The 23,056-nt window shown below is 67.4% G+C and carries 19 protein-coding genes and 1 riboswitch; of the genes, 10 read left to right on the top strand and 9 right to left on the bottom strand.

All coding sequences use genetic code 11. The annotated features are described in order from the left end of the window. Window positions 1–73 precede the first annotated feature (73 nt). Window positions 74–505: a YkgJ family cysteine cluster protein gene (locus ACM0PK_RS14225; protein WP_005407630.1), complete on the top strand. Its 432-nt coding sequence runs from the start codon at window positions 74–76 to the stop codon at window positions 503–505. 76 nt (window positions 506–581) lie between these two features. On the opposite strand, the gene ACM0PK_RS14220 is transcribed toward ACM0PK_RS14225, so the two are convergent. From ACM0PK_RS14220 to ACM0PK_RS14205, 4 genes are all read right to left on the bottom strand, one after another. Next, entirely contained in the window at window positions 582–1,472 is an 891-nt protein-coding gene (locus ACM0PK_RS14220; RefSeq protein WP_111127447.1) for an alpha/beta fold hydrolase, read from the bottom strand. A 140-nt stretch (window positions 1,473–1,612) separates the two neighbouring features. Next, a complete protein-coding gene (locus ACM0PK_RS14215; RefSeq protein ID WP_005420782.1) occupies window positions 1,613–2,629 on the bottom strand; it encodes a 3-oxoacyl-ACP synthase III in 1,017 nt (338 codons plus the stop codon). A gap of 102 nt (window positions 2,630–2,731) precedes the next feature. Beyond that, window positions 2,732–3,049, bottom strand: coding sequence for a DUF4156 domain-containing protein (locus ACM0PK_RS14210; RefSeq protein ID WP_005407628.1), 318 nt, complete (start codon window positions 3,047–3,049; stop codon window positions 2,732–2,734). A gap of 220 nt (window positions 3,050–3,269) precedes the next feature. Then, entirely contained in the window at window positions 3,270–6,119 is a 2,850-nt protein-coding gene (locus tag ACM0PK_RS14205) for a M16 family metallopeptidase (RefSeq protein WP_111201224.1), read from the bottom strand. A gap of 416 nt (window positions 6,120–6,535) precedes the next feature. Here ACM0PK_RS14205 and ACM0PK_RS14200 point away from each other — a divergent pair, with 416 nt between their 5' ends. After that, window positions 6,536–7,012, top strand: coding sequence for an XAC0231 family protein (locus ACM0PK_RS14200; protein ID WP_111201225.1), 477 nt, complete (start codon window positions 6,536–6,538; stop codon window positions 7,010–7,012). 69 nt (window positions 7,013–7,081) lie between these two features. Further along, window positions 7,082–7,561 carry a tRNA (cytidine(34)-2'-O)-methyltransferase gene (locus tag ACM0PK_RS14195; protein WP_005420795.1) on the top strand — a complete coding sequence of 160 codons (480 nt, stop codon included), beginning with the start codon at window positions 7,082–7,084 and terminating at the stop codon, window positions 7,559–7,561. Window positions 7,562–7,721: 160 nt separating this feature from the next. On the opposite strand, the gene ACM0PK_RS14190 is transcribed toward ACM0PK_RS14195, so the two are convergent. Together ACM0PK_RS14190 and ACM0PK_RS14185 are read right to left on the bottom strand one after the other, a co-directional pair. Further along, window positions 7,722–8,207, bottom strand: coding sequence for a hypothetical protein (locus tag ACM0PK_RS14190; protein WP_111201226.1), 486 nt, complete (start codon window positions 8,205–8,207; stop codon window positions 7,722–7,724). An 82-nt stretch (window positions 8,208–8,289) separates the two neighbouring features. Further along, entirely contained in the window at window positions 8,290–9,453 is a 1,164-nt protein-coding gene (locus ACM0PK_RS14185) for an acyl-CoA dehydrogenase family protein (protein ID WP_024956299.1), read from the bottom strand. Window positions 9,454–9,710: 257 nt separating this feature from the next. On the opposite strand from ACM0PK_RS14185, the gene ACM0PK_RS14180 reads away from it, so the two are divergent. Both ACM0PK_RS14180 and ACM0PK_RS14175 read left to right on the top strand, forming a co-directional pair. Next, window positions 9,711–11,387 (top strand): electron transfer flavoprotein-ubiquinone oxidoreductase, encoded by a 1,677-nt coding sequence (locus ACM0PK_RS14180; protein ID WP_414607887.1) that lies wholly within the window; start codon window positions 9,711–9,713, stop codon window positions 11,385–11,387. A gap of 65 nt (window positions 11,388–11,452) precedes the next feature. After that, a complete protein-coding gene (locus ACM0PK_RS14175) occupies window positions 11,453–11,854 on the top strand; it encodes a c-type cytochrome (protein WP_053497753.1) in 402 nt (133 codons plus the stop codon). Here the strand turns inward: ACM0PK_RS14175 and ACM0PK_RS14170 are convergent. Further along, window positions 11,848–15,447 (bottom strand): ATP-binding protein, encoded by a 3,600-nt coding sequence (locus ACM0PK_RS14170; protein WP_111201229.1) that lies wholly within the window; start codon window positions 15,445–15,447, stop codon window positions 11,848–11,850. The two genes, ACM0PK_RS14175 and ACM0PK_RS14170, sit on opposite strands and share 7 nt — an antisense overlap. A 75-nt stretch (window positions 15,448–15,522) precedes the next feature. Between ACM0PK_RS14170 and ACM0PK_RS14165 the strand changes: the two genes are divergently transcribed. The 5 genes from ACM0PK_RS14165 (at window position 15,523) to pnuC (ending at window position 21,321) form a co-directional block, all read left to right on the top strand. After that, window positions 15,523–16,161: a response regulator gene (locus ACM0PK_RS14165; RefSeq protein WP_005420808.1), complete on the top strand. Its 639-nt coding sequence runs from the start codon at window positions 15,523–15,525 to the stop codon at window positions 16,159–16,161. Window positions 16,162–16,625: 464 nt separating this feature from the next. After that, window positions 16,626–17,033 carry a glycine zipper 2TM domain-containing protein gene (locus tag ACM0PK_RS14160; RefSeq protein ID WP_414607888.1) on the top strand — a complete coding sequence of 136 codons (408 nt, stop codon included), beginning with the start codon at window positions 16,626–16,628 and terminating at the stop codon, window positions 17,031–17,033. Between the two features lie 128 nt (window positions 17,034–17,161). Beyond that, window positions 17,162–18,286 (top strand): phosphotransferase enzyme family protein, encoded by a 1,125-nt coding sequence (locus tag ACM0PK_RS14155; RefSeq protein WP_111201232.1) that lies wholly within the window; start codon window positions 17,162–17,164, stop codon window positions 18,284–18,286. A gap of 98 nt (window positions 18,287–18,384) precedes the next feature. Next, window positions 18,385–18,480: riboswitch (TPP riboswitch) on the top strand. Between the two features lie 70 nt (window positions 18,481–18,550). Further along, the gene (locus ACM0PK_RS14150) at window positions 18,551–20,740 is read left to right on the top strand and encodes a TonB-dependent receptor (RefSeq protein WP_111201233.1); all 2,190 of its coding nucleotides are present in this window, start codon (window positions 18,551–18,553) and stop codon (window positions 20,738–20,740) included. 8 nt (window positions 20,741–20,748) lie between these two features. Further along, complete coding sequence (pnuC, locus tag ACM0PK_RS14145) at window positions 20,749–21,321, top strand: nicotinamide riboside transporter PnuC (protein WP_111201259.1); 573 nt, start codon at window positions 20,749–20,751, stop codon at window positions 21,319–21,321. A 96-nt stretch (window positions 21,322–21,417) separates the two neighbouring features. Here pnuC and ACM0PK_RS14140 read toward each other — a convergent pair whose 3' ends face one another. Beyond that, window positions 21,418–21,834 (bottom strand): hypothetical protein, encoded by a 417-nt coding sequence (locus tag ACM0PK_RS14140; RefSeq protein WP_111201234.1) that lies wholly within the window; start codon window positions 21,832–21,834, stop codon window positions 21,418–21,420. A gap of 86 nt (window positions 21,835–21,920) precedes the next feature. After that, complete coding sequence (locus tag ACM0PK_RS14135; RefSeq protein ID WP_088496696.1) at window positions 21,921–22,895, bottom strand: Dyp-type peroxidase; 975 nt, start codon at window positions 22,893–22,895, stop codon at window positions 21,921–21,923. Between the last annotated feature and the right edge of the window lie 161 nt (window positions 22,896–23,056).

The following is a 23,056-nucleotide window of genomic DNA, read 5'->3' as shown; positions in this document are numbered from 1 at the left end:
GCGCGGCGGCCCACTTCGTGGAAAATCCGCACCCTCGTTCCCGATTCCGACTGCCGCCCGAGGCGGCTTGCCCATGCAACATCCCTGCATGACCTGCGGCGCCTGCTGCACCCAGTACCGCGTGGCCTTCCACTGGATGGAATCGGACGAGGTCACCCCCGGCGGCGTGCCGCACCAGCTTACCGAGGTGCTGGACCCGCATCGCCTGTGCATGCGCGGCACCCATTCCAAGCCGGTGCGCTGCGTCGCGCTGGATGCGCAGATCGGCGTGTATTCACGCTGCACGATCCACCCCAACCGGCCCAGCGTGTGCCGTGAGGTGGATGCATCGTGGGAATACGGCAAGGCCAGCCCGCAGTGCGACAAGGCGCGCATTGCCTATGGCCTGGATCCGCTGACGCCGGCCGACTGGCGTTGGCGCGATGACGCCGACAATGACGACGATCATCCGGACGACAACGGCAACAGCCCGTCCTCGCCGCCGCAGGCACCGGTCGCCGCATAATCCGGTGTGCCGACCAACGGTCGGCACCCACCCATACCTTCCACTTGTGGGTGCCGACCGTTGGTCGGCACACCGCTCAGATCGGGTTGGCGTCCAGGAACGCGCGGATCTCCGGTACCAGCACTTCGTGCTTGTCTTCCAGCACATAGTGGCCGGCGTCCTCGAAGGCATGCACCTGGGCCTGCGGCAGCGCGGCCTGGAAGCCCTTCAGGAAATGATGGTCGAACACGAAGTCGCGCAGGCCCCAGCCGAGGAAGGCGGGACGGTCGGCGAACGACGGCAGCGCCTTGCCGGCGCGTTCCAGCAGCGACCAGGCCTTGTCGGCCGGCGACAGCGGGATGTCCTGCATGAAGCGGATGGTGCTGATGCGGTTGGCCCAGCTGTTGTACGGCGACACGTAGGCGCGGCGCACATCGGCCGGCATCCTGCGCTCCACCCCAAGCCAAGAGGCACCGGACGAGAACGCGTTGAAGGTGCGGATGATCCACTCGCCGATCTTCCAGTGGCGACCCAGTGCGATCTGCCACGGCATCTTCTTTGCCGCCGGCATCGGGAAGGCAGCGGTGTTGAGCACCACCAGGCGCTTCACCTGCTCGTGGTGCGACAGCGCCCAGCCGAACCCGATCATGCCGCCCCAGTCGTGCACGGCCAGGGTCACCGGGCCGGTGATGCCCAGGTGCTTCAGCAGCGCATCAAGATCGTCCACGCGCGACTGCAGCGTGTACTCATAGCGGCTGTCGTCCGGCTTGTCCGACAGGCCCATGCCGATGTGGTCCGGCACGATGCAGCGGTAGGTGTCCGACAGGCCGGCCACCAGCGTGCGCCAGTAGTAGCTCCACGACGGGTTGCCGTGCACCATCACCACCACCTCGCCATCGCGCGGGCCCTCGTCGAGATAGTTCATCGACAGGCCGGGGCGGACCTCGAAGCGCTGCGGGTGGGCGGGGTAACCGGGAAGATCGCGCATGCGGAGCACCTAAGGAGAGTCGCGGCGCAATGTAGAGCCGAGCCGTTGCTCGGCTGCTCTCCGGTCCGCTGCGGAAGAGCCGCGCTGCGCGCGTGAGCCGAGCATGGCTCGGCTCTACAGGAGGTCGGGCAGCGGGCTGCTTACCAGACCACCTCAGCCATCGAGCAGTTCAGGCCCGAGCCAATACCCAGAAGCGCGATGCGATCGCCCTTCTTCAGCTTGCCCAGCTGCTTGAGCTTGCTCAGCACGATCGGCACCGAGGCCGGGCCGATGTTGCCGTGCTCGCCGAAGATGGTCATGACCTTCTTCGGGTCGATGCCGAAGTTCTTGATGAACGCGGCGGTGTGCGGCTGGCTGACCTGGTGGATCACGAACTGGTCGAGCTCTTCCACGGCCCAGCCGAGTGCGATCTTGGCGGCGCTGAAGGTCTTCTGCGCCAGCTTGATGCCTTCGATCAGCAACAGGCGGGTGTCGGTGACCATGCGGTCCAGGTTGCCCAGGCACAGCTGGTTCCACTCGGTGGCCGAGCGGGTCACGCCGCCCTTGTAGCGCGGCGCGTCCGGCACCAGCTCCGCGCGCGCCATCACCATCGCGGCGGCGCCCGACCCGGTGGTCAGCGCGGCCAGCTCGTTGCGGAAGTCATCGGCGGTGACGTCCGGGGCGGTCATGCGCTCCAGGGTCTTCTCGTACACCAGGTTGGCGGTCTCGCCGTCCACCACCAGCGCGTAGTCGATATCACCGCGCTCGATCATGCGCGCCGCGATGTCCATGCCGTTGATGAAGGCCAGGCAGGCGTTGGCGACGTCGAAGGTCATGCATTCGTCGCTGACACCGAGGTTGCCCGACACGATCGAGGCCGTGGACGGCTCCAGGTAGTCGCGGCTGACCGAGGTGTTGACCAGCAGGCCGACCTGGGTCGCGGTGATGCCCGCGTCTTCCAGTGCCTTGCGGCCGGCCATGGTGGCGGCGTCCGACGCCAGCACGCCGTTGTCCCACAGGCGGCGGGCGTGGATGCCGGCGATGTCGCCAAGCACATCGGTGCGGATACCCAGGCGATCCAGCGTCGGCTGCAGGCGTTCGTTGATTTCCTTGGTCGTCAGCGTATGCGGTGCGTCGACGTGTGCCAGGCCGGCGATCGAGACATTCTTGAAGAGCATCGAGGTTAGCGCCAAGGCTCAGGCAAAAGGGGGCGCTATTCTATAACCCCCGCGCTTTCACCGCATCTTTACGAATTCAGCCTCGGCCGTATGGTGAAGCGTTCAGCGCGGCGGGCACTGGAACGCGGCGAAGCGCTGGCTGCCATCGGCGGGGGCCGCAGCGGCCTGGACGGCATTGGCGCCGGCGCTCGGGGCCTCGTTGCGGGCCAGGGTTTCCAGCTCTTCCTGCACCCGCAGCGGGTTGCGGTTGTAGAAGCCGACCTTGCTCTTCACGGTGACCACCACCTCGCCCTTGGCGATGCAGCCGGCAGGAACCGGCCCTGCCGGCAGCACGCGGGTTGCCTTGCCGGCCGGTTCGATCGGCACCCAGGTACAGGCGGTGACGGTGAGCAGCAGGGAGGAAAGCAGCAGAACGCGCATGGGCAGATCCTGGAAGGGTATGGGGGGATTCTGCCTGAACAGCCTGAATCGGGGGTAGCCGGGGCCGGGGTCAGAGCCCCCTGCGGGGGATCCGACCCCAGATCGGCAGAGGGGTCGGATCCCCCGCAGGGGGCTCTGACCCCGGATGCATGACGGGGTTGCCGGCCAGCGGCGGGCACCCTGGGGAGGCCTGCCCGCCGGGGGCTGGCAGGCACATCCCTTATTTCTTGACCGGGTTGCCTTCGGCGTCGATCACCGTCACCTCGCCCAGGTTCAGCGCGCGCACGGCCGCTTCGGTCTGCTTGAGGTCACCCACCACCACCCAGGTCAGAGCCTGCGGCTTGATCTCGGCGGCGGCCTGCTGCACGTGCGCCGGGGTCATCGCCTCGATCTCGGCCTTGCGACGCAGCACATAGTCGTCCGGGCGCTTGAACTGCACGATCGAACCGATGGTCGACGCCACCGCACTGGCGGTCTCGTAGGCACCGGGCAGGCTCAGGGTCTGGATGTTGCGGATGCGGTTGACCTCGGCAGCGGTGGCCGGCTTGCTGCCATCGGCGAACGCGGCGATTTCCTTGCGCATTTCCGCCAGTGCCGGGCCGGTCTTGTCGATCTGCACCGGCGCGCTGGCCATCCACGGGCGCTGGCCCACCGAATTGACCGCGCTGCTGCGCGCACCGTACGACCAGTGCTTGTCCTCGCGCAGGTTCATGTTCAGGCGCGAGGTGAAGTCGCCGCCGATCACGCCGTTGGCGATGTCGAAGCGGGTCGAACTGGTGGCGCTGGAAGGTGCCACCACCTGGCCGGCGAACAGGTTGGCCTGTACCGCGCCCGGCTGGTCGATCAGGAACACGCGCGGGCCCTTCGGCAGCGCAACGTCGGTGGCCGCCTTCACCTGCGGGGCCTCGCCACTGGCCTTCCAGTCGCCCAGCTGCTTGTCCAGCAGCGGCACGATCTCGGCCAGGGTGGTGTCGCCGACCACGATCAGGGTGCCGTTCTGCGGGCGCAGCCAGTCGTGGTGGAAGTCGACCAGGTCCTCGCGGGTCAGGCCGTTGATCGCCGCCTCGTCACCGCTACCGGTAAACGGAATGGCATACGGGTGGCCCTTGCCATACAGCAGCGGGGGCAGCACGCGCATCGCCACCGCACCCGGGTTGACCTTCTCCTGCTGGATGCCAGCGATCCAGCTCGCCTTGACCCGGTCGATCTCGCCCTGCTCGAAGCGCGGCTCGCGCAGCAGGTCGCGGTACAGCGCCAGCGACGGTGCCAGGTTTTCCTTCAGTGCCGACAGGTCCACGCTCATCGAATCCAGGCCGGCCGAGGCATCCAGGCTGGCGCCCAGTGCGTCGGCGGCATCGGCGAAGGCCAGCGAGCCCAGCTTGCCGGCGCCTTCGGTCATCAGGCTCATGGTGAAGTTGGCGGTGCCCGGCTTGCGGCCCTGGTCGGCACTGAAGCCGCCCGGGAACTGGTAGCTGAACTGCACCACCGGAATCTCGTGGCGTTCGGCCAGGATCACCTGGGTGCCGTTCTTCAGCGTGGCACGCTGCAGCGCCGGGAACTTCAGCTGCGGGAACTCGCGGGTCTGCGGCACGCCGGCCTTGCGGTCGACCTGCTCGGGCAGGGTGCTGTACTTCGGGTCCACCGCCGGCACGGTGAACGGCTTCGGCGCCTGGCTCGGGTCTTCCTTCAGCGCCACGCGCTCACCCGGTGCGATCACCAGGGTGTGACTGCCCTTGTCCAGCCACTGCGCGCCCAGCCGGCTCAGATCAGCGGCACTGGCCTTCTCGATGTTGGCCAGCGAGGTGCGGAAGCAACCCGGGTCGCCGGTGAACACCGCGCACTCGGCCAGTGCGTCGGCCTTGCCGCCGAAGCCACCGATGCGCTCGATGCCGCGGATGAAACCGGCGCGTGCACCGGTCTTGGCGCGCTCCAGTTCGGCCGCGGTCGGGCCCTGCTTGATCAGCCGGTCCAGTTCCTCGTCGATGATCTTCTCGACCTTGGCCGGGTCCTGGCCCTGCTTGACCGTCGCCATGATCACGAAGTTCGAGCCCAACTGCGAGGTCGACAGGCCCGACGCGATGCTGTCCACCAGCTTGTCCTGGTGCTGCAGGCGCTGGCTCAGGCGCGAAGACTTCGCACCGCCCAGCACCTGCGCGAACAACTGCAGCTGATCGACCTCGATGGTGCCGACCTGCGGCACGTTCCAGGCGCGGTAGATGCGCGCCTGCGGCACCTTGTCGGTCATCGTCTCGCGCGTGTCGGCACTACGCTTGGCCACGTTCACCGCCGGCTGCGCCATGGTCGGGCCGGCCGGGATGCTGCCGAAGTACCTGGCGACCTTTTCCTTGGCGGTGGCCAGGTCGATGTCGCCGGCCAGCACCAGCACCGCGTTGTTCGGGCCGTACCAGGTACGGAACCAGGTCTTCACGTCATCCAGCGACGCCGCGTTCAGATCGTTCATCGATCCGATCACGCCGTGGTGGTACGGGTGGCCCACCGGGTACAGCGCCTTGTTGAGCTGGTCCCAGGCCTGGCCGTAGGGCTGGTTCTCGCCCTGGCGCTTCTCGTTCTGCACCACGCCACGCTGCTCGTCCAGCGCGGCCTGGTCGATCGCACCGACCAGATGGCCCATGCGGTCCGATTCCATCCACAGCGCCATGTCCAGCGCGGTGGTCGGCACGTTTTCGAAATAGTTGGTGCGATCGGTGTTGGTGGTGCCGTTCTGGTTGGTGGCACCCACCTGCTTGAACGGTTCGAAGAATTCGCCGTCGTGGTTTTCGCTGCCCTGGAACATCAGGTGTTCGAACAGGTGCGCGAAGCCGGTACGGCCAGCCGGCTCGTCCTTGCTGCCCACGTGGTACCAGACGTTGACCGCAACGATCGGCGCCTTGCGATCGGTATGCACGATCACGCGCAGGCCGTTGGGCAGGGTGAACTGCTCGTACGGGATATCGACCTTGGCCGGGGCGGCCGGCTTGGCCGCCAGCGCATGGGAAGGCACAAGCGTGCCCAGGGCGGTGCTGAGGGCGACAGCCAGCAGTGCAGCGCGCGGGCGAAGGGCGAGAGACATATCCGGATCCTTGGTCACGAAGGTGAACCCCGATCCTAGCCTGCGCGCGCGGCGGCCGGAATCGGTCGCCAGTCACTGGGGGTGTTTGCCCAGATGGCCATCCTGCCCGACGCCCACGGGCGCTCTTGAAACGTCACAGACGCCGGCTGAAGGCGTCCGGACAGTGTCCGCGGCTTATCGAATGGACAGGTGTCCGCCCACCGGACACTTTCGGGACCACATAAAAGCCTTGCAAATCAACAACTAAAAGTTGGCACGCGGATTGCTTGGTACTTCCTGCGCCAGGAAGGGCTTCAGACAAAAGCTGACTGAAGACTGAACAAATGCAGGAAATCGAAAATTTCTCTTGCATGCCCAGAACTGGTGTACTACATTACTACCACACCACTTCTCACCAACACTAAACAGGCCCCGTCATGAACGCCAAGACCATTGCCATCGCCATCGCCCTGATCGCCGGCACCGCGGTTGTTTCGTCGGTGCAGGCCTCCGAATCCATCAAGACCCTGTCCACCGTGCAGGTTCGCCCGGCCGCCGACCAGCTGGCCCAGCAGGCCTGGGAACAGGCCAGCGGCATCCCGACCCTGGCCACCGTGGAAGTGCGCCCCAGCGCCGACCAGCTGGCTGAGCGCAACGGCTACGTCGCCGCCCCGGTCGCCGCCGCGATGCCGATCACCACGCTGGCCTCGGTGGAAGTGCGCCCGAGCCTGGAACAGCGCGTCGCCCTGGCCTCCGAACTGGAAGCCCAGCGCTACGCCGCGACCCTGGCTGCCGCCGCCACCAACGTCGCCAACTCGGTCATCGTCAACCTGCCGGCCCTGCAGGTGCGTCCGAGCGCCGCCGACCTGCAGGCCCTGGCCACCGAAACCGCCCAGGTCCTGCTGCGCCCGTAACCGGTGCCGCCCTGCCCCGCGCAGGGCGTGCGCCGTAAAGGCGGCGGTCGTCGCAGGTACACTGCGCCGATGAATGCCGCGCCCCAGTTCCACGTGATCCTGTTCCAACCGGAAATCCCGCCCAACACGGGCAATGTGATCCGGCTCTGTGCCAACACCGGCGCGCAGCTGCACCTGGTCGAGCCGCTTGGCTTCGCACTGGAAGACAAGCAGCTCAAGCGCGCCGGGCTGGACTACCACGAGTACTCGCGCCTGCAGGTGCACCCCGACCTGGACACCGCGCTGGCGCGGATCGCACCGAATCGGTTGTTCGCACTCAGTACCCGCGCCAGCGTGCGCTACGACAGCGTGGCCTTTGAAGACGGTGATGCGTTCCTGTTCGGCCCGGAAAGCCGTGGCCTGCCGCAGGAGGTGCTCGATGCCCTGCCCGACGGCCGCCGCCTGCGCCTGCCGATGCGGCCGGACAACCGCAGCCTCAATCTTTCCAACACCGTTGCCGTGGTGATGTACGAGGCGTGGCGGCAGCATGGGTTTGCCGGTGGGGCGTAGCTCACGTGTGTCACTTTCTTTGCTCGCGCAAAGAAAGTAACCAAAGAAACGCGCCGCCATCGGCGAGCCGGTACCCTGCGCTCCTCGGCCCGCTTCAAGGCGGACCCGACAGCCGCGCAGTAGATCCATGCCATGCGTGGATGCGTTCCGCCTGGATCAATCAGGGGCGCGCGCCATCGCGTTGCCCGGAACGCGTGCGATTGCCCACAGAAGAAAACTCCAAGCCATCAATATCGGCATGCGCACCGCATATGCCCAAGCCCGTTACCGTCGGGTCGATCCCGCCGGATGAGACTCTCAGCGCACCTGCATGTTTCTCGATAGCCACTGTGCCCAGTTCGGACTGATGAATGAGTTTTCCGCCTTCTGGCTTCATATGCAGCACGAAGGAGCAGACGTGCTGCATCGACTGGGTACTGTGCAGCTCAACCCTATAGCCCAGTGATTCTTCGACAATCGACAGGCTGTCCCTGAACCTATCGCGGCAACTGCGTCCGCTGCCCGGCTCGGTACACAGATCGCTCGCCTGCAAATAGCTGCCTGCCCATGCCGCATCATCCCTGTTGCCTGCCCATGCCATCTGCAGCACGGAGGCTTCGAAGAGCAGCGGGAGGCACAGCAGTCTTACAGTGGAATTGTTCTTCATTCAGTTTGCATCTCCGGATAGGCGTCCGTTGCCGCCCACCCTACCCGGCAATGCCGGCCAGCGGCCGGCACTACCGGTGCACTCAGAACGCGTTGATGCCGGTCAGTTCGCGGCCGATCACCAGCTGGTGCACGGTCTCGGTGCCCTCGTAGGTGATCACCGATTCCAGGTTCAGCGCATGACGGATCGCCACGTGCTCGGTGGTGATGCCCGCCCCACCCAGCAGATCGCGACACTCGCGGGCGATGTCAATCGCCATGCGGCAGTTGTTCCACTTGGCCAGGCTGACCTGCTGCGGCTGCAGCTGGCCGGCTTCCTTCAGGCGGCCCAGCTGCAAGGCCAGCAGCTGCGCGGTGGTGATGCGGCGGGCCATCTCGGCCAGCTTGATCTGCGCGCTCTGCGTGGCCGCCAGCGGACGACCAAACAGCACACGCTCCTTGGCATAGCCCAGCGCTTCATCCAGGCAGGCAATCGCCGCACCGATCGGCCCCCAGCTGATGCCGTAACGGGCCTGGGTCAGGCAGCCCAGCGGCCCCTTCAGGCCCTTCACGTTCGGCAGGCGATGGCTGTCGGGCACGCGCACGTCATCGAAGAACAGCGCACCGGTCAGCGACGCGCGCAGGCTCATCTTGTGCTTGATCTCCTGCGTCGTGAACCCGGCCATGCCCTTCTCCAGAACGAAGCCCTGGATGCCATCCTCGGTCTGCGCCCAGACGATGGCCAGGTCGGCCACCGGGCCGCTGGTGATCCACATCTTGCTGCCGCTGATGCGCCAGTCACTGCCGTCGCGCACCGCGCGGGTCTTCATGCTGGCCGGGTCGGAACCACCGTGCGCCTCGGTCAGGCCGAAGCAGCCGATCAGTTCGCCGCGTGCCATCGCCGGCAGCCACTGCTGGCGCTGTTCCTCGCTGCCGTACGCGTAGATGGGATACATGCACAGCGAGCTCTGCACCGAAACGAAGCTGCGCAGGCCCGAATCCCCGCGCTCCAGCTCCTGGCAGATCAGGCCATAGCTGACCGCGCCGAGGCCACCGCCGCCGTACTCGGTCGGCAGGGTCGCGCCCAGCAGGCCCAACGAGGCGATCTCCGGCACCAGTTCGTCGGGGAAGCGGGCCTGGTCGAAAGCATCGCCGATGATCGGCAGCACGCGCTCGTTGGTGAAGCGGGCGACGCTCTCCTGCACTGCGCGCTCTTCCTCGTTGAGCAGGGAACGGACATCGAACAGATCGTACGGATGCAAAGCCATGGCACTCACACGCAGTCAGGACCCGGCCATTGTCGGTCATCCGGGCAGAGCGTGCCGACCAAGGTCGGCACCCACCAGAGATGCACCGCTACGCTGCAATGCAGCAATCATGACGTGAACATGGCCGATCTAGCTCGATCACGCGCGGCCCGGTACCCTGACACATTCAAACAACCGTTTCGCCCGTGGCCGCACGCGCGATTCCCAGGCACCGCCGGTGGCCCCGATGCCGGCCCTACCCACGAGTCATGCAATCGATGAGCGCTGAAGCCAACGCCCTGCCCCCGCGTGAAGTAATGGAATTCGACGTGGTGATCGTCGGTGCCGGCCCCGCCGGCCTGGCCACCGCGATCCGGCTGCGCCAGCGCGCGATCGAAGCCGGCCGCGAGCTGTCGGTGTGCGTGCTGGAGAAGGGTTCCGAACCGGGCGCGCACGTGCTGTCCGGCGCGGTGATGGATCCGCGCGCGCTGACCGAGCTGTTCCCGGACTGGGCCGAGCGCGGCGCTCCGCTGAAGCAGAAGGTCACCCGCGACGAATTCCTGTTCCTCAGCGAGACCGGCGCGCGCAGCACCCCCAACGCGCTGCTGCCGGAGTGCTTCCACAACGAAGGCAACTACATCATCAGCCTGGGCGAAGTGACCCGCTGGCTGGCGCAGCAGGCCGAGGCGCTGGAGGTTGCGATCTTCCCGGGCTTCGCCGCTGCAGAAGTGCTGTACGGCGACAACGGCGAGGTCATCGGCGTGGCCACCGGCGACATGGGCATCGAGAAGGACGGCAGCATCGGTCCGGCCTTCGAGCGTGGGATGGCGCTGCACGCCAAGTACACGATCTTCGCCGAAGGTGCGCGCGGCCACCTCGGTCGCCAGCTGATCGCCCGCTACAAACTGGACGAAGGCAAGGACCCGCAGGCCTACGGCATCGGCATCAAGGAGCTGTGGCAGATCGACCCGGCCAGGCATGAGCCGGGCCTGGTGGTGCATGCGGCTGGCTGGCCGCTGGACAGCGACACCTACGGCGGCGCGTTCCTGTACCACGCCGACGGCGGCAAGGTCGCCATTGGTTACGTGGTCGGCCTGGACTACAGGAACCCGTGGCTGAGCCCGTTCGAGGAGTTCCAGCGTTTCAAGACCCATCCCTCCATCCGCAAGCACCTGGAGGGCGGCACCCGCATCGGTTACGGCGCCCGTGCGATCACCGCCGGCGGCCTGCTGTCGCTGCCGAAGACGGTGTTCCCCGGGGGCGCGCTGGTCGGCTGCGAAGCCGGCTACCTCAACGCCAGCCGCATCAAGGGCAGCCATGCCGCGATCAAGACCGGCATGCTGTGCGCCGACGCCGCGTTCGACGCGCTGGCCGCCGATCGCCAGCACGATGAACTGTGCGCCTACCCGAAGGCGTTCGAAGCCAGCTGGCTGTTCACCGAACTGCAGCAGGCAAAGAACTTCAAGCAGTGGTTCAAGAAGGGCCAGACCGTTGCCACGCTGATGACCGGCGTGGAGCAGTGGCTGCTGCCGAAGCTGGGCGTGCGCAACCCGCCGTGGACCCTGCACCGCACCCAGCCGGACCACGCCTGCCTGGAGCCGGCGTCGCAGCACAGCCGCATCGCCTATCCCAAGCCCGATGGCGTGCTGACCTTCGATCGTCTCAGCTCGGTGTTCCTGAGCAGCACCAACCACGACGAGAACCAGCCCAGCCACCTGACGCTGAAGGATCCGAGCATTCCGGTGAAGGTGAACCTGGCCGAGTACGCAGGTCCCGAAGCCCGTTACTGCCCGGCCGGCGTGTACGAGTTCGTCGGCGACGCCGACAACGCGCGCCTGCAGATCAACGCGCAGAACTGCGTGCACTGCAAGACCTGCGACATCAAGGACCCGACCCAGAACATCGTCTGGGTGACCCCGCAGGGCGGCGGCGGCCCGAACTACTCGGGCATGTGATCGCCACGGGCTGCGACCACGTGTCGCAGCCCGGCCGCTCCACCGCACCGCTATCCTGCCCGCCCATGCGTGCCTCCCGCCTGCTCACCACCGTTGCCGTGGCCCTGCTTGCCACGGCCTGCCAGCGCCCGCCTGCGGCGCCGGCGACGCCCGAACAGGCCCGGCAGCAGGCCATGCAGCGCGCGTTCGAACTGTGCGCAGGCTGCCACACCGTGCAGCCTGGCGGCATCCACCGCTTCGGCCCCAACCTGCACGGCGTGATCGGCCGTCGCGCCGGCAGCCTGCCCGATTACGGCTATTCCGACGGCATGCGCCGCGCCGACATCACCTGGAGCGCGCAGACCCTGGACGCGTTCCTGCAGTCGCCCACCCACGTGGTGCCCGGCACGCGCATGTACAACGCCTTTCCCAGCGCCGAACGCCGCGCGCTGGTGATCGCCTACCTGCAACAGCAGTCGGCTCAGTGACCCAATCGCTGCAGCTGGTGCTGCAGGCGCTCCACGAACGCCGTTACAGCGGCGAACACCGGTGCCGGATCGGCCTCGGTCGCATCCTGCAGGCGCTCGACCAGCGCGTTGGCCTGCCCGGCCAGTGCGCTTGCCCCGATCGCCCCCAGACCGCCCGCCTGGCGATGCAGGTGGAGCGCCGCAGTCTCGCGGTCACCGGCCCGCACGGCGCGCTGCACCGCCGCCAGATCACTTTCACTGGCCTGCAGCAGGCTGTCGCGCAGCTGCTCGGCCACGGCGCGCGAGCCATAGCGCTGCTGCAGGGTGGCCAGATCAGGCAGCACTTCAGCGTCGTCGGCGACAGTCTCCTGCACGGGCGCATCGAACGACTGGCCCTGTGCCTGCGGCAGCCAGCGCAGCAGCGCGGTGCGCAGCGTGGCCAGCGACAGCGGCTTGGCCAGCACCTCGTCCATGCCGGCCTCGCGGCAGCGGCGCGCATCGTCGTCCAGCACGCTGGCGGTCAGCGCCAGCACCGTCAGCCGCGGCTGGCCGGTACGGCCCTCGCGCTCGCGCAGCAGGCGGGTGAAACCGAAGCCGTCGAGTACCGGCATGCGGCAGTCGGTAATGACCAGATCGAAGGCCTCCGATGACAAGCGGTCCAGTGCCTGCTGGCCATCGCCCAGCAGCACATGGGGTACGCCCAGCTGCTGCAGCCGCCACGCCATCATCGCCTGGTTGGTCGGGTGATCCTCGATCACCAGCACGCGTGCCTCGCGCAGCGCCGGCGGCAGCAGCGCCGCCTGCTCCTGCTCCGCAACCAGCGCTTCAACGTCACCCCTGCCTGCCTCCACCAGCGCCAGCCGCACCTCGGCGCGGGTGCCCTCGCCCAGCGTGCTGTGCAACTCCAGCTCGCCGCCCATCATCTGCACCAGGCGCTGGCAGATGCTCAGGCCGAGGCCGGTACCACCATGGTCGCGCTGGATGTAGGCACCGGCCTGGGTGAACGGCGCAAACAGGTGCCGCAGCTGTTCCGGTGCGATCCCGGTGCCGGTGTCGGTGACGCTCAGGCACAGCGGCTGGCTGCCGTCTTCGGCGGTCGGGCCCAGTACCTCCAGCTGCAGCCGCACTTCGCCGCGTGCAGTGAACTTGATGGCATTGCTGAGCAGGTTGAACACGATCTGGCGCAGGCGCACGCCATCCACTTCGTGCGCTGCCGCCAGCTGAGGGTCGATCTGCACGTGCAGCTCCAGCCCGCGTGCACTGGCCTGCGCCGACATCAACCGGCACACGCTTTCCAGCAGGGGCCGCAGCGGTTGCGGCACCGGCTCCAGGCGCAGTGCACCCGCTTCCAGCCGCGAGTAATCGAGGATGTCGTCGAGGATCTGCCGCAGCATCTGCGCCGAATCCTCGATCACGCCGAGGATGCGCTGCTGCTCGCTGTCCAGCGGTGAGTGCGCCAGCACCTCCAGCATGCCCAGCACGCCGCTCATCGGCGTACGGATCTCGTGGCTCATCGTGGCCAGGAAACGCGATTTGGCCTCAGCGGCCTGCTCGGCGTCCGCCTTCGCCGCCGCCAGTGCATCGGCCTGCATCCGGGCTTCGCTTACATCCACCCAGTACCCGCTCCAGATCACCGCGCCTTCTTCGGCGGCGTAGGGATGGGCCTGGCTGCGCACCCAGCGCACGCCTTCCCCGTCGCTGCGCAGGCGGAACTCCAGGATCAACGGCGCAAACTGGTGCGCGGCCTGCTCGATGGAATGCAGGATGCGCGCGCGGTCCTCCTGCTCGACGCGTTCCAGCAACACCCTCGCATCCTGTTCGGCCTGCTGCCGGGTGATGCCGAACAACGCAGGCAGGTCGCCGGCGATGAACGGGAAGCTCAGCGTGCCATCGGCATCGCGGCGGGCCTGGTAGACCACCGCCGGCAGGTTGTCGGTCACCTCGGCCAGGCGCTGCTCCAGCTGGCGGCGTCCTGCCACCTCACGGCGCAGCCGCCAATGGCCCACGCCATGCACCAGCAGTGCGGTCAGCAGCACCATCAGCACGGGCACGCCCCACCGCAGCAGATTGCTCCAGTCGACCCCATTGCGGTACTCCACCGCCAGCCAGGCGCTGCGCAGCGCCTCGCGCTTGCGTGGGGTCATCTGCAGCAGCAGGCGATCGAAGGTCGTGGCCAGGGCCGCATGGCGGCGATCCACTGCCAGCGCCAGCTGGTCGTTGAAACCGGCCGGAGCCGCGACCTGCATCCGCCCCGGGAAACGGCTGCGCAGCAGGTGATCGACCACGGCAAGGTTGCCGACATAGGCATCGGCTTCACCCTCAAGCAGGCGCTGCAGCGCCTGCTCGGCACTCCGCGCAGCAATGATCCGGGCCTGCGGCGCCTGTTGCTGCACATAGCCACGCACGCGCTCCGGGTCGGACAGCAGCACGCGCTTGCCCTGCAGGTCGGCCAGGCCCAGCAGCGACTCGCCATCGCTCCTGACCACAATCACGTTCGGCACGCTGATGAAGGGCTGGCTGAACACCCAGTCCGGGCCCAGGTAGCGCGAATCAACGGGTATGCCCATCACCGCCTGCAGTTCACCGCGGCGGGCCTTCTCACGCACCTCGTACCAGTCGTGGCTGTTCTCGACCTTCAGGTTGGCGCCGGCCTGCATCAGGCGCTGCAGGTACTCGCTGGCCAGGCCACTGGGCCGGCCATCCTCGCCGGTGAACGACAGGGGCGCGGCATTCGGCGCGAAACCGATCATCAGCGGCTGCTCCAGCACACGCTTCTCGGCCTGGCTCAGCGCCAGCTGCGCCGATGCCGACCAGTGCGGCGGTGACAACCAGCGTTGTGCGAGGGCATCGCGCTGGGCCTGGCTGGTCGCGGCCAGCGCCAGGTCCAGGGCTTCGGCCAGGGGTTGCTTGCTGTTGGGAATGCCGAAGTGCAACCGTTCAGGGGGCAGGTCGCTCGGCCGCAACAGCGCCACGCCCTGCAGGCGCCGGCTGGCAATCAGCTCGGTGGCGACGAAGGCATTGCCGATGTAGACGTCCGCTTTGTCGTCTATGACCATCTGCAATGCGCTCAACGTGTCATTTGCGACAAGCTGGCGGGCGCGCGGGAATCGGGCGCGCACCTGCGGACCGGTCAGGAAGTCCTGTTCGATCACCACCCTCAGCCCATCCAGGTCCGGCATGTCGGAGGCACGCAGGTCATCGGGCCGGCCCACCAGTGCGAGCGGCGCCTCACTGTAGGCGGCGGTATAGACCATGCAACGGGTGCGGTCGGCACTGAGGCCGACATTCATCACCACGTCGATCTCGCCACGACATGCCGCATCCAGCACGGATGTCCAGTCCGGATAGCGGCGCGCCTCGACCTTCACACCGAGCTGGCGAGCAAGATGCGACAGGTAGTCCGGTCCCAGCCCGACCTGCTCGCCATCACGGAGGGACTCGAAGGGCGGCCAGCCGCTGTCATACTGCCCGACAACGATGGTCGGATGCGCCACCAGGTATTCGCGCTGCAACGGGCTGAGCGGCAGCAGGCCAGGGGCCGGCTGTGCCTGGGCCACGGGCAGCGCCAGCACCGCCAGCAGCAGGAGCAGCCCGCGAACAGCCCACCTACGCATCTGCGTCGATCTCCTAGAATCCTGCCAGGGACCGCGATGGTCGCGGTCCGGCGTGCCCGATGGCCATACTAGAGCATGAGCTTGCGCATCATCATCGCAGACGATCACCCCGTGGTCCGTATCGGTACCCGCGCCGTCATCGAGTCGAGCGGCGTCGGCCGCGTGGTCGGCGAGGCCGACAGCGCGCAGGCGCTGATGACCCTGCTCGCCAGCCAGCCCTGTGACCTGCTGGTCACCGACTACTCCATGCCGGGCAGCCCGCAGGCCGACGGCTTCGCCATGATCGGCATGATCCGCCGCCGCCATCCCGACCTGCCGGTGCTGATGCTCAGCGTCTCCAGCAACCTGGCGATCCTGCGCATGGTGCTCGACAGCGGCGTGCTCGGCCTGGTCGACAAGAGTTCGTCGATGGACGAACTGCCACAGGCCATCCAGTCGGTCTACCGCGGCCAGCCCTACATCAGCCGCAGCCTGCGCGAGCGGGTGGAAGCGGCCGGCAGCTGGCGCATGCGCGAGGGCGACGGCAAGCCGCTGTCCCCGCGCGAGGTGGAGGTGCTGCGCTTGCTCGGCACCGGCATGACGGTAAAGGAGATTTCGCTGCTGCTGCACAAGAGCGTCAGCACCATCAGCCGGCAGAAGGGCGATGCGATGCTCAAGCTGGGGCTGAAGGGCGATGCCGAATTGTTCGACTATCTGCGTGACGGGAAAATTTGAGACGCGATTCACATAATCGCACCGGCAACAATGCGAGGTCGAAGGAATCGACCGGCGCATCCGGCCGCCAGCCGCGTCACCGTGGAGACGCGGGCCGCCAGCGGGCAGAGCCTGGCGCTTCGCCGCGGTGCGGTGCAGAGCGCGCCTGACGTGCTGCGGCCGCAGCAGGAGACCCCGCAGGAGCAGGCGCGGCAGGCCCAGAAAGCGATGGGCGTCGGACATGCCAACGCCTTGGCAGAGAAGGGAGGGGCCACCTCCGCGGCCCTTTTCCTTTCCGCCAGCTGAGCGGCCGCAGCCGCTTTCAGCCTTGCTTCATGCCGCCTGCCGCTAGATGAATGCGCAAGCCGCTCGGTGCACCAGGCAATGTTCCGGCAATGTTGGAACGCCAGCGTGGACATCACGGCAGCCGGGGCGCCCCACGCCCTCCCTGCCCAGCGTGGCATGCACCTCACAGGAGAACGAACATGCTCAGTACTTCCACACTCAGCCTCCGTGGTCTGGCGATGGCTCTGGCGCTGGTTGCCGGTGTCGCCGTGGTCAGCGATGCCAGCGCGATGTCGAGGAAGGACAAGCGCACCCTGGTCGGCGCCGTGGTCGGTGGCGTGGCCGGCAACCTGCTCTCCAACGGTGATCCTGCCGCCACCGTCGGTGGTGCCGTGGCCGGCGGCGCGATCGGCAATCTGACCACCTCCGACCGCCGCGACCGTCGTTATTACGACAATCGCTACTACGACAACCGCTACGACCGCCGTTACGATCGTGGCTACTACCGCAGCGGCTACTACAACCGTGGCGACGACCGCCGCTGGCAGCGCGAGCGTTACTACGACAACCGCTACTACCACGACCGCGGTCGCCATCGCGGCTGGTAAGCGGCACGGCGGCGTTACTCTGCCGATGGCAGAAGCGGGCGGGTCGATGACCCGCCCGTTTGCGTTGGCCGCGCGCATGGCGTTGAATGCGCAGCCTTGGATGTGACTTTTCCCTCTCGGGCTGCGGCATGACGTCTACCTCCCACCGCGTGCAGGGCCTCAACAACGACGAGGTCGCTGCCGACTGGCCACCGATCAGCGCGGCGGACATCGCGTGGTTGCGACAGTGCTATCCGCAGCTGGACAGCGGCAGCCAACCGCGCTGGCACAGCCCGCGACCGCTGTCGGCTGCCGCCATCGTCGATGGCACGCGCGGCGCGGTATTCATCAAGCGCCATCACCACAGCGTGCGCAACGCGGCCTGCCTGGAAGAAGAACACCGCTTCATCGCCCATCTCGACGCTGCTGGCGTGCCGGTGACGCAGGTGCTGGCAGCGACCGATGGTCACACCGCGGTCGAACACGGTGACTGGACGTTTGAACTGCACGACGTCGGCGCAGGCGATGACCTGTACCGCGACGCGGTGTCGTGGTCGCTGCTGACCGATGTCGCGCAGGCCCACGAAGCCGGACGCGCACTCGCACAGCTGCACCGCGCCGCCGCCAGCTACCACGCGCCCCAGCGCAGCACCCATCTGCTGGTGGCGCGCGACGACCTGATCCGCGCCGACGATCCGATCGCCGCAATCAAGGCAGGTCTGCACGCGCGCCCCGGCCTGGCCCGCTATCTCGCGCGCATTACGTGGGAAGCACAGCTGCGGCGTGACGTGCTGCCGTGGCACACGGGACTGGCCGAGCGCCTGCGCGACGAACCACGGCTGTGGGCGCACAACGACTGGCATGTCTCCAACCTGCTGTGGCGCGACGGGCAGGTCAGCACCGTGCTGGATTTCGGCCTGGCCTCGCCCACCAGTGCACTGTTCGACCTGGCTACCGCAATCGAGCGCAACGCCGTGGCATGGCTGGAGCTGGAGCGCGGCATGGAGGCGGTGCGCATCGATATCGCGCTGGCGTTGCTCGATGGCTACCGCCAGGTGCTGCCGCTGTCGGCGGCACGCGTGCACCTGCTGGCCGACCTGCTGCCGATGGTGCATTTCGACTTCGCACTGTCCGAAGTGGAGTATTTCGAGGGCGTCACAGGCTCGACCGCCAATGCCGACGTGGCGTGGCAGCCCTTCATGCTTGGCCATCCGGCGTGGTTCCATACCGCCCCGGGGCAGGCACTGCTGCAGGCCCTGCACGCCGCCGCGTGATCCAGTTGATGCAGCGTTGGGGTCAGATCCCTTTCCGCAGGAAAGGGATCTGACCCTGGGTGGCGCTCGCAAATCCGTACCATTTGTAGTGAAATGCTCACCTGAAGCGGGGGTGCCTGGATCTGCCAGGCTGAGAGAGTCCCTTGGAACCTGATCCGGTTTGCACCGGCGTAGGGAGCTTTGAGCCGCAGCCACACCCCCGTCATGGGTCAGTGCACCTGCGCGCCGTCGCTTCGTCTCCCTTGTTGTCCGAAGACGAACCGAATGAACCGCTGCCTGCGCCCCACCCTGCTCTCCCTCGCCCTCTGCGCTGCGCTGCCACTGCACGCCAGCGAGGCCGAGGCATCCCCTGATGCGGCTGCCACCGGCGCCGAGCGCTCGCCGACCGAACTGGCGGCGGTGCGCGTGCAAGCCGGCAAGCCGAAGGCCGATACCTCGCGCGTGAACGCCTTCGGAGGCGGCAGCTGGAAGGACACGCCCGCGTCGATGAACGTGCTCGAGCGCGATTACCTCGACCGCCGCCAGGTACGTTCGCTGTCCGAGCTGGCCAGCAACGATGCCTCGCTGGGTGATGCCTACGCGCCGGTGGGCTACTACCAGAACATCGCCATCCGCGGCTTCGCACTGGACGCGGCCACCGGCTACCGCTTCAACGGGCTGTCCATCGCCGGCGAACAACGCCTGGCGCTGGAGAACGTGCAGTCGGTGGAGATCCTCAAGGGTGAAGCCGGCCTGGCGGCAGGCGTGATGGCGCCGGGCGGGATCATCAATTACATCGGCAAGCGCCCGGCGGAAGTGCGCACCACCACGCTCGGCACCGATTCGGAAGGCTCGCGCTACGTTGCCGTCGATGTCGGCCACTGGATCACCCCGCGCTTCGGCGTGCGCCTGAATGCCGCATGGGATTCCAGCCATTCCTACGTCGAGCACGCCGATGGCCGCCGCAACTTCTACTCGCTGGCCGCCGACTGGCTGATCGGCGAGCGCGGCAAGCTGGAAGTGGATGCCAACTACCAGACCAGCTCGCAGCGCTCGGTGTCCGGCTACCAGCTGCTGGGCGCGCGTGACCTGCCGCGCGGTGTCGACCGCGAGCATCTGCTCGGCTACCAGCCGTGGCAGCGCCCGGTGGATATCGCCAGCACCAACATCACCGCGCTGCATACCTACGACTTCAACGACGCCTGGCAATCACGTGTATCAGTGGGCCATAGCCGTTCGGTGATCGATGACAACGTCGCCTTCGCCTACGGCTGCTACTACGCCGCACAATGTGCCGATGGCAGCGTGCCGGGCAACTACTTCGCACCCAACGGCGACTATGACATCTACGACTACCGCAGCCCGGACGACACCCGCCAGAACCAGCAGGCCCGTGCCGAACTGCGTGGCCGCTTCGAGACCGGCAGCATCGGCCACCAGCTGACCGTCGGTGCCGACTACTTCCGCCGCACCGTGGACAGGCGCCCGAGCGTCAACGAGTACGTCGGCACCAGCAACATCCACGAGGCACCGGTGCCGGTGTTCGCGCCGTCGCCGAAGATGCCGGGCCCCTCCGCACGGCGCCTGGACAGTCGCCAGACCGCGTTCTTCGCGCTGGACCGGATCAGCTTCGGTGACGACTGGCAGTGGCTGGCCGGTGGCCGCTTCGTCCGCCTGGACGAGCGCGCCTACGACAAGCGCGGCATCCCGCAGCGGCACAGCCGCCTGTCGCGCTTCCTGCCACAGACTGCGGTGGTGTGGAAAGCCACCGACCAGCTCAACGCCTACGCCAGTTACGTGCGCGGCATTTCGCTGGGCCAGGAAGCGCCGTTCTGGACCAGCAACGCCGACACCTTCCTGCCGTCGGTACAGTCGCGCCAGCTGGAAGTGGGCGTGAAGTACGTGCCGGTCGAAGCGCTGACCCTGGGTGCGGCGGTGTTCCGCATTTCGCAGCCGTACCAGTACGCCAAGCCCGACAACAGCGATGTGGGCTACACCTTCGTCGAGGAAGGCACGCAGACCCACACCGGGCTGGAGCTGACCGCCAACGGCCAGCTGACCGATGCACTGCAGATCGTGGCCAGCGCCAGCGTGCTGCAGGCGCGCGCGCGCGATACCGGCACGCCCACCTATGAAGGCCATCAGCTGGTGAACGTGCCGAAGGTGCGTGCCAGCGTGCACGTGGCCTATGCACTGCCGTTCGTGCAGGGCCTGGATGTCACTGGCGGGTGGCGCTATGCCGGTGCCAACGTGGCACGCGCCGACGGCGCCGTGCGCGCGCCGGACTACTCGGTCTTCGATGCCGGCCTGCGTTTCCAGCATCGCCTGCACGAGCGTGCGGTGACCTGGAACCTGTCGGTGGACAACGTGTTCAACCGCTTCTATTGGCGCGATACCGGCAGCAGCGGCGGTGACTATTACCTGTTCCCAGGCGCACCGCGACAGGCGCGCCTGTCGGTGACGTTCGCGCTGTGAGCAGCGTGATGCTCGAGTGGAGCGCCGCGCTGTGCAGCGTGCTCGGCGTCTGGCTGATGGCCCGGCGCCGGTTGTCTGCATGGCCGGTGGGCCTGCTGTCGGTCACGCTGTATGGCCTGGTGTTCGCCGAGGCCAAGCTGTACTCGGACACGCTGCTGCAGGTCGCCTTCGGTGGCTTCCTGGTCTACGGCTGGCTCAACTGGCGCCAGCACGCCGCCGATGAGGGCAGCATCCGCCTCGTGCCACTGGCGCGAGGCAAGCTGCTGCGCGACCTGGCCTTCGGCCTGTGCGGTGGCGTGGCGCTGGGTGCGGCCATGCACACCTTCACCGATGCCGCGCTGCCGTGGCTGGACGCGATGCTGACCGCACTGAGCCTGGTCGGCCAGTGGTGGCAGGCGCGCCGCCACGTCGCCTGCTGGTGGGTATGGATCGCCGTGGACGTAGTCTATGTGGGTGCGTACCTGTTCAAGTCGCTGCACGTAACTGCCGCGCTGTACGTGTTTTTCCTGGGCTTGGCCGTGTTCGGCCTGCGTGCATGGAGCGCGGCCGCGCGCGAACCGCAGGTGGCGCCGGTTCGTTGATGCGGATGGCCGGGCTGTGCGCTGGCCATCCACAGTAGAGCCACGCCATGCGTGGCTGAAGGGTCACCGGTAGGCCCATCCACGCATGGCGTGGATCTACCGGTCAAGCACCAGACCCAATCGCAGCGGTTGGCGCATGTCGGCCGGCGGAGCCGCCTGCAACGGCGCGGCCTGCAACGTCGCGCGCAGGTCCGCATCCACCTCGCGGTCACCCAGGCTGTCGAACTCCAGCTTCGAGATGCGGCCGTCCGCCGCAATCCACAGGCTCACCGGCAGCGGCGTGGGTGTATCCGGGTGTGCACGCAGCCACTCCACCACGCGCTGCGCCTGCGGGTCCTGTTCCTGCTGCAGGCGCTGCTGCAGCTGGCCACCCACGGCGGCGGCGTAGGCCATCCAGTGCGCAGGGGCTTCGTGTGCGGACGCCGCGGCACTCCCCAGTGCCAGTGTGCCGAACACCGCAGCCAGACGCCGCCACCAGCGGCGGATGCCGGTCCTGTTCCCTGCCATGGCCATCGCCTGCCTCCTGCGCTCCCATCCAGCGCGCCATGGTCGGCGCCATAGATGACAGGCAGATGGCGGGCCGTGATGGCCCGGCGCGATCACTCGCCCAGGTCGGCCAGCACCTTGCGCGAGGGCGCGAAGAAGGTCACGCCGGTGGTGGCGGTGGAGAAGTCGAGGATGCGGTCGTGCAGCGGCGCAGGATTGCCGATGAACATGCGCTCGAGCATCTTCTCGATCACCCACAGGCGGCGCGTGTAGCCGATGAAGTAGGTGCCGTACTCGCCGCGCCCCGGGTTGGCGAACGGCATGTTGTCGCGCAGGATTTCGTGCTCGCCGTCGGCGTCTTCGATGGTGCACAGCGTCTTGTGCGATTTCTGCGCATCGGCCGGCGCATCATCCAGCTCGATGTTGTCGTGCTTGGTGCGGCCGATGATCGCCTCCTGCGCCTCGGTCTTCTGCGCGCGCCAGGCATCGAGGTTGTGCAGGTACTTCTGCACCACCACGTAGCTGCCGCCGGCATGCTCCGGGTCTTCATCGCCAACAATGGTGGCTTCCGGCAGCGACAGTCCTTCCGGGTTGGCGGTGCCGTCGACGAAGTCCAGCAGATCGCGGCCATCGAAGTAGCGGAAGCCGGCCACGTCATCGACCGCTTCCACCGCATCACCGAAGGCCATCAGCAGGTTGCGCTCGAACGCCACGATCAGGTCCATGGTACGTGCGCGGATGTGGTACAGCAGGTCACCGGGCGTGGCCACAGCGGTGTGGGTCGCGCCCTTGATCTCGCGGAACGGCTTCAGCTCGCGTGGCGGCGTGGAGCCCACCAGCGGCTGCCACACGCGATGGCCGATGGCCACGTTGCAGGTGAAGGTGCGCTCGATCTCGCGGATGGCGGTGTTCTTGATCAGGTCATCGGTGCTGGCCAGCACCTCGCGTGCCTTGGCGATCGACGCCTCGTCATCCTTCACCTTCAGCACCAGAAACGCCGCCGAATGGGTAAGCGGTGCGGTGATCTGCTGCGGCTCGTTGTCGAGCGTGTGGTTGAGGGCGGTGATCGGTGCGGGCTGGGAATTCACGGCAGTTCCTGCTGGCTTGAGGCGGGTGCATCGTCAATGGCGACGTGCCGGGATCATAGCGGAACCGCCTGACCGGCGACGGAGCGTTTCTCGTTCCGTCCTGCGAGCAGCACCGTGCATTCCCGCGCTACATGGAACTGCTGCGGCCCTGCACTCTCCGG

This window comes from Stenotrophomonas sp. FR010 (assembly GCF_047520755.2).
Lineage (GTDB): Bacteria > Pseudomonadota > Gammaproteobacteria > Xanthomonadales > Xanthomonadaceae > Stenotrophomonas > Stenotrophomonas sepilia.
Note: the sequence above shows the minus strand (reverse complement) of the source record. Positions and strands in the feature narration are given on the sequence as shown.

Excerpts from the sequence above, each read along its gene's own strand:
- ACM0PK_RS14190 (WP_111201226.1), bottom strand. The coding sequence starts at position 8,207 with ATGAAGAACAATTCCACTGTAAGACTGCTGTGCCTCCCGCTGCTCTTC.
- ACM0PK_RS14150 (WP_111201233.1), top strand. The coding sequence starts at position 18,551 with ATGAACCGCTGCCTGCGCCCCACCCTGCTCTCCCTCGCCCTCTGCGCT.
- ACM0PK_RS14140 (WP_111201234.1), bottom strand. The coding sequence starts at position 21,834 with ATGGCCATGGCAGGGAACAGGACCGGCATCCGCCGCTGGTGGCGGCGT.
- pnuC (WP_111201259.1), top strand. The coding sequence starts at position 20,749 with ATGCTCGAGTGGAGCGCCGCGCTGTGCAGCGTGCTCGGCGTCTGGCTG.
- ACM0PK_RS14155 (WP_111201232.1), top strand. The coding sequence starts at position 17,162 with ATGACGTCTACCTCCCACCGCGTGCAGGGCCTCAACAACGACGAGGTC.
- ACM0PK_RS14195 (WP_005420795.1), top strand. The coding sequence starts at position 7,082 with ATGAATGCCGCGCCCCAGTTCCACGTGATCCTGTTCCAACCGGAAATC.
- ACM0PK_RS14160 (WP_414607888.1), top strand. The coding sequence starts at position 16,626 with ATGCTCAGTACTTCCACACTCAGCCTCCGTGGTCTGGCGATGGCTCTG.
- ACM0PK_RS14170 (WP_111201229.1), bottom strand. The coding sequence starts at position 15,447 with ATGCGTAGGTGGGCTGTTCGCGGGCTGCTCCTGCTGCTGGCGGTGCTG.
- ACM0PK_RS14165 (WP_005420808.1), top strand. The coding sequence starts at position 15,523 with ATGAGCTTGCGCATCATCATCGCAGACGATCACCCCGTGGTCCGTATC.
- ACM0PK_RS14215 (WP_005420782.1), bottom strand. The coding sequence starts at position 2,629 with ATGCTCTTCAAGAATGTCTCGATCGCCGGCCTGGCACACGTCGACGCA.
- ACM0PK_RS14185 (WP_024956299.1), bottom strand. The coding sequence starts at position 9,453 with ATGGCTTTGCATCCGTACGATCTGTTCGATGTCCGTTCCCTGCTCAAC.
- ACM0PK_RS14210 (WP_005407628.1), bottom strand. The coding sequence starts at position 3,049 with ATGCGCGTTCTGCTGCTTTCCTCCCTGCTGCTCACCGTCACCGCCTGT.
- ACM0PK_RS14200 (WP_111201225.1), top strand. The coding sequence starts at position 6,536 with ATGAACGCCAAGACCATTGCCATCGCCATCGCCCTGATCGCCGGCACC.
- ACM0PK_RS14180 (WP_414607887.1), top strand. The coding sequence starts at position 9,711 with ATGAGCGCTGAAGCCAACGCCCTGCCCCCGCGTGAAGTAATGGAATTC.
- ACM0PK_RS14225 (WP_005407630.1), top strand. The coding sequence starts at position 74 with ATGCAACATCCCTGCATGACCTGCGGCGCCTGCTGCACCCAGTACCGC.
- ACM0PK_RS14175 (WP_053497753.1), top strand. The coding sequence starts at position 11,453 with ATGCGTGCCTCCCGCCTGCTCACCACCGTTGCCGTGGCCCTGCTTGCC.
- ACM0PK_RS14220 (WP_111127447.1), bottom strand. The coding sequence starts at position 1,472 with ATGCGCGATCTTCCCGGTTACCCCGCCCACCCGCAGCGCTTCGAGGTC.
- ACM0PK_RS14205 (WP_111201224.1), bottom strand. The coding sequence starts at position 6,119 with ATGTCTCTCGCCCTTCGCCCGCGCGCTGCACTGCTGGCTGTCGCCCTC.